This window comes from Pseudomonas sp. SDO55104_S430 (genome assembly GCF_054070595.1).
In genome coordinates, this window is record NZ_JBSVXG010000385.1 from 1 (window position 1) to 3,207 (window position 3,207).

The window sequence follows — 3,207 nt, forward strand, 5'->3', positions numbered from 1 at the left end:
TGCGGTGTGTCGTCCAAAAGTGTTGTCGATTAACATGTCCTTTTCGCGAACACCCCCGCTCCCACATTGGGTACAGCGTTCGTCTTTAAGACTGCTTTTCGAACTTCAGATCCCAAACCCCATGCCCAAGACGTTCGCCACGGCGTTCGAACTTGGTGATCGGGCGTTCGGCCGGGCGCGGTACGCACTTGCCGTCTTCGGCGAGGTTGCGATAACCCGGCGCGACATTCATCACTTCCAGCATGTACTCGGCGTACGGCTCCCAGTCGGTAGCCATGTGCAGAACACCGCCGACCTTCAGCTTGCTGCGCACCAGTTCGGCGAACGAAGCCTGCACGATGCGGCGCTTGTGGTGACGACTCTTGTGCCACGGGTCCGGGAAGAACAGCATCAGGCGATCGAGGCTGTTGTCGGCGACGCAACGGTTAAGCACTTCGATCGCATCGCAATCGTAGACCCGCAGATTGGTCAGGCCCTGAGTCAGCACGCCATTGAGCAGCGCACCGACACCCGGACGGTGAACTTCGACACCGATGAAATCCTGCTCCGGCGAGGCCGCCGCCATTTCCAGCAGCGAATGGCCCATGCCGAAACCGATTTCCAGCGAGCGCGGTGCCGAGCGGCCGAATACCTGGTCGTAATCCACCGGCGCATCGGCCAGCGGCAGCACGAACAGCGGCGTGCCCTGATCCAGGCCACGTTGCTGGCCTTCGGTCATGCGCCCGGCGCGCATCACGAAACTCTTGATGCGGCGGTGTTGGCGCTCGTCGCCTTCTTCCGTCTGGATAGGCGTGTCGTTCGATTCAGTCATCAATGGCTCTTACTTGATCAGACCATCCAGCGGCGAAGAGGCGCTGGCATAGAGTTTTCTCGGCATGCGGCCGGCGAGGTAGGCCAGGCGGCCCGCGACGATCGCGTGTTTCATGGCTTCGGCCATCATCACCGGCTGTTGCGCGTGGGCGATGGCGGAGTTCATCAGCACGGCTTCGCAACCCAGCTCCATGGCGATGGTGGCATCGGAAGCGGTGCCGACACCGGCATCCACCAGCACAGGAATCTTGGCTTCTTCGAGGATGATCTGCAGGTTGTACGGGTTGCAGATCCCCAGACCCGAACCGATCAGACCGGCCAGCGGCATGACCGCGATGCAGCCGATTTCCGCCAGTTGACGGGCGATGATCGGGTCATCGCTGGTGTAGACCATCACGTCGAAGCCTTCCTTGACCAGAGTCTCGGCGGCCTTGAGGGTTTCGATCACGTTGGGGAACAGGGTCTTCTGGTCCGCCAGCACTTCCAGTTTCACCAGGTTGTGGCCATCGAGCAGCTCACGGGCCAGGCGGCAGGTGCGCACAGCTTCGACAGCGTCATAGCAACCGGCGGTATTCGGCAGGAAAGTGTAGCGATCCGGTGACAGCACTTCGAGCAGGTTCGGCTCGCCCTCGATCTGGCCCAGGTTGGTGCGACGCACGGCGAAGGTGACGATCTCGGCACCCGACGCCTCGATGGCCTGGCGGGTTTCTTCCATGTCACGGTATTTGCCGGTACCGACCAGCAGACGCGACTGGTAAGTACGACCGGCCAGAACGAAAGGCTTGTCGCTACGAACGATGCTCATGGGAAATCCTCTGTAGGGGTGAGGTTCTTGCAGAATGCTTGGTGCTGAGGCCGCAGGCCTTTTGCCGGATGACTAGCCGCCGCCGATGGCGTGCACCACTTCGACCGAGTCGCCATCGTTGAGCGTGGTGTCTGCGTGCTGACTGCGCGGAACGATATCCAGATTGAGTTCGACCGCCACCCGGCGTCCGGTCAGATCCAGACGGGTCAGCAGGGCCGCAACGGTTTCACCGTCGGGCAGTTCAAGGGATTCACCGTTCAACTGAATGCGCATGCCAAATGCCGCCATCATTTTAAAGGGCTGGCATTCTAGCCCGATCGTGACCTAAAGGTCAGCAATAAGCGTCAGGCGGTCAGCGGCAAGCGCCAGGCGGCGAGGCCCAGGCAGAGCCAGCCCGCAAGGAAGCACAGGCCGCCGAAAGGCGTGATGATCCCCAGCTTGCTGATGCCGGTCAGGGTCAGCACATACAGGCTGCCGGAGAACAGCAGGATGCCGATGGCAAAGGATGCGCCGGCCCATGTCACCAGGCGCCCCGGGATCTGCGTGGCCAGCAGCGCGACGCCCAGCAGCGCCAGGGTGTGCACCAGTTGATAGGTGACGCCGGTGTGGAAAATCGCCAGGTACTCGGCGCTCAGGCGGTTTTTCAGGCCGTGGGCGGCAAAGGCCCCAAGGCCGACACCGGTGAAACCGAAGAAAGCGGCCAGCATCAGAAAGCCACGCAGCATGAAGAACTCCAGTCAGACTCGATCAACAGGGTCTGTATAATGGCCCGCTTCAACGGGTTCGGCCAAGCCATCTCTATGCTGCGTATCTATTTCCGTCGTTTCACCAAGGCCGTGCTCTGGTTCATGGCTGGCAGCGTATTGCTGGTGCTGATCTTTCGCTTCGTGCCACCGCCGGGCACGGCGCTGATGGTCGAGCGCAAAATCGAATCCTGGATCGATGGCGAACCCATCGACCTGCAGCGTACCTGGAAGCCCTGGGAAGAGATCTCGGACGATCTGAAAGTCGCGGTGATTGCCGGCGAAGACCAGAAATTTCCCGAGCATTGGGGTTTTGATATCGGTGCGATCCGCGCTGCGCTGGCCCATAACGAGTTGGGTGGTTCGGTTCGCGGGGCCAGTACGCTGAGTCAGCAAGTCTCGAAAAACTTGTTTTTGTGGTCCGGTCGCAGTTGGGTACGCAAGGGCCTGGAGGCCTGGTTTACCGCGTTGATTGAGGTTTTGTGGCCCAAGCAGCGGATTCTTGAGGTGTATCTGAACAGCGCCGAGTGGGATGACGGGGTGTTTGGCGCAGAAGCGGCGGCGAAGCATCACTTCGGTACCAGCGCCAGGAATCTCAGTCGGCAGCAGGCGAGTTTGCTGGCGGCGGTATTGCCGAACCCGCGCGTATGGAGCGCGAGCCATCCGACCAGCTATGTCGCGCGGCGTGCGGGGTGGATTCGGCGGCAGATGAGTCAGCTGGGCGGGGATAGTTATCTGTTAGGGCTCAATGATTCGCGTCGGGCGCCGTGGTCTCAATAACCGCGATCGCCCACTGTGGGAGCGAGCCTGCTCGCGATTGCGGTGGATCATCCAACATCTCTAGCGCCT

Annotated in this window: 5 protein-coding genes; 1 reads left to right on the forward strand and 4 read right to left on the reverse strand. The window is 61.0% G+C overall.

Annotated elements, in window-relative coordinates:
- Nucleotides 1–85: 85 nt before the first annotated feature.
- From trmB to ACW9JE_RS29805, 4 genes are all read right to left on the reverse strand, one after another.
- The gene (trmB, locus tag ACW9JE_RS29790) at nucleotides 86–811 is read right to left on the reverse strand and encodes a tRNA (guanosine(46)-N7)-methyltransferase TrmB (protein ID WP_224538969.1); all 726 of its coding nucleotides are present in this window, start codon (nucleotides 809–811) and stop codon (nucleotides 86–88) included.
- 9 nt (nucleotides 812–820) lie between these two features.
- On the reverse strand, nucleotides 821–1,615 hold the full coding sequence (locus ACW9JE_RS29795; protein ID WP_224538968.1) for a thiazole synthase: 795 nt from the start codon (nucleotides 1,613–1,615) through the stop codon (nucleotides 821–823).
- Nucleotides 1,616–1,687: 72 nt separating this feature from the next.
- Nucleotides 1,688–1,888 (reverse strand): sulfur carrier protein ThiS, encoded by a 201-nt coding sequence (gene thiS, locus ACW9JE_RS29800; RefSeq protein WP_054044430.1) that lies wholly within the window; start codon nucleotides 1,886–1,888, stop codon nucleotides 1,688–1,690.
- A gap of 71 nt (nucleotides 1,889–1,959) precedes the next feature.
- A complete protein-coding gene (locus ACW9JE_RS29805; protein ID WP_224538966.1) occupies nucleotides 1,960–2,340 on the reverse strand; it encodes a DUF423 domain-containing protein in 381 nt (126 codons plus the stop codon).
- Nucleotides 2,341–2,415: 75 nt separating this feature from the next.
- Between ACW9JE_RS29805 and mtgA the strand changes: the two genes are divergently transcribed.
- Nucleotides 2,416–3,138, forward strand: coding sequence for a monofunctional biosynthetic peptidoglycan transglycosylase (gene mtgA, locus ACW9JE_RS29810; RefSeq protein ID WP_457434795.1), 723 nt, complete (start codon nucleotides 2,416–2,418; stop codon nucleotides 3,136–3,138).
- Nucleotides 3,139–3,207 lie beyond the last annotated feature (69 nt).

Coding starts and splice junctions, on each gene's coding strand:
- trmB (WP_224538969.1), bottom strand. CDS start 811: ATGACTGAATCGAACGACACGCCTATCCAGACGGAAGAAGGCGACGAG.
- ACW9JE_RS29795 (WP_224538968.1), bottom strand. CDS start 1,615: ATGAGCATCGTTCGTAGCGACAAGCCTTTCGTTCTGGCCGGTCGTACT.
- thiS (WP_054044430.1), bottom strand. CDS start 1,888: ATGCGCATTCAGTTGAACGGTGAATCCCTTGAACTGCCCGACGGTGAA.
- ACW9JE_RS29805 (WP_224538966.1), bottom strand. CDS start 2,340: ATGCTGCGTGGCTTTCTGATGCTGGCCGCTTTCTTCGGTTTCACCGGT.
- mtgA (WP_457434795.1), top strand. CDS start 2,416: ATGCTGCGTATCTATTTCCGTCGTTTCACCAAGGCCGTGCTCTGGTTC.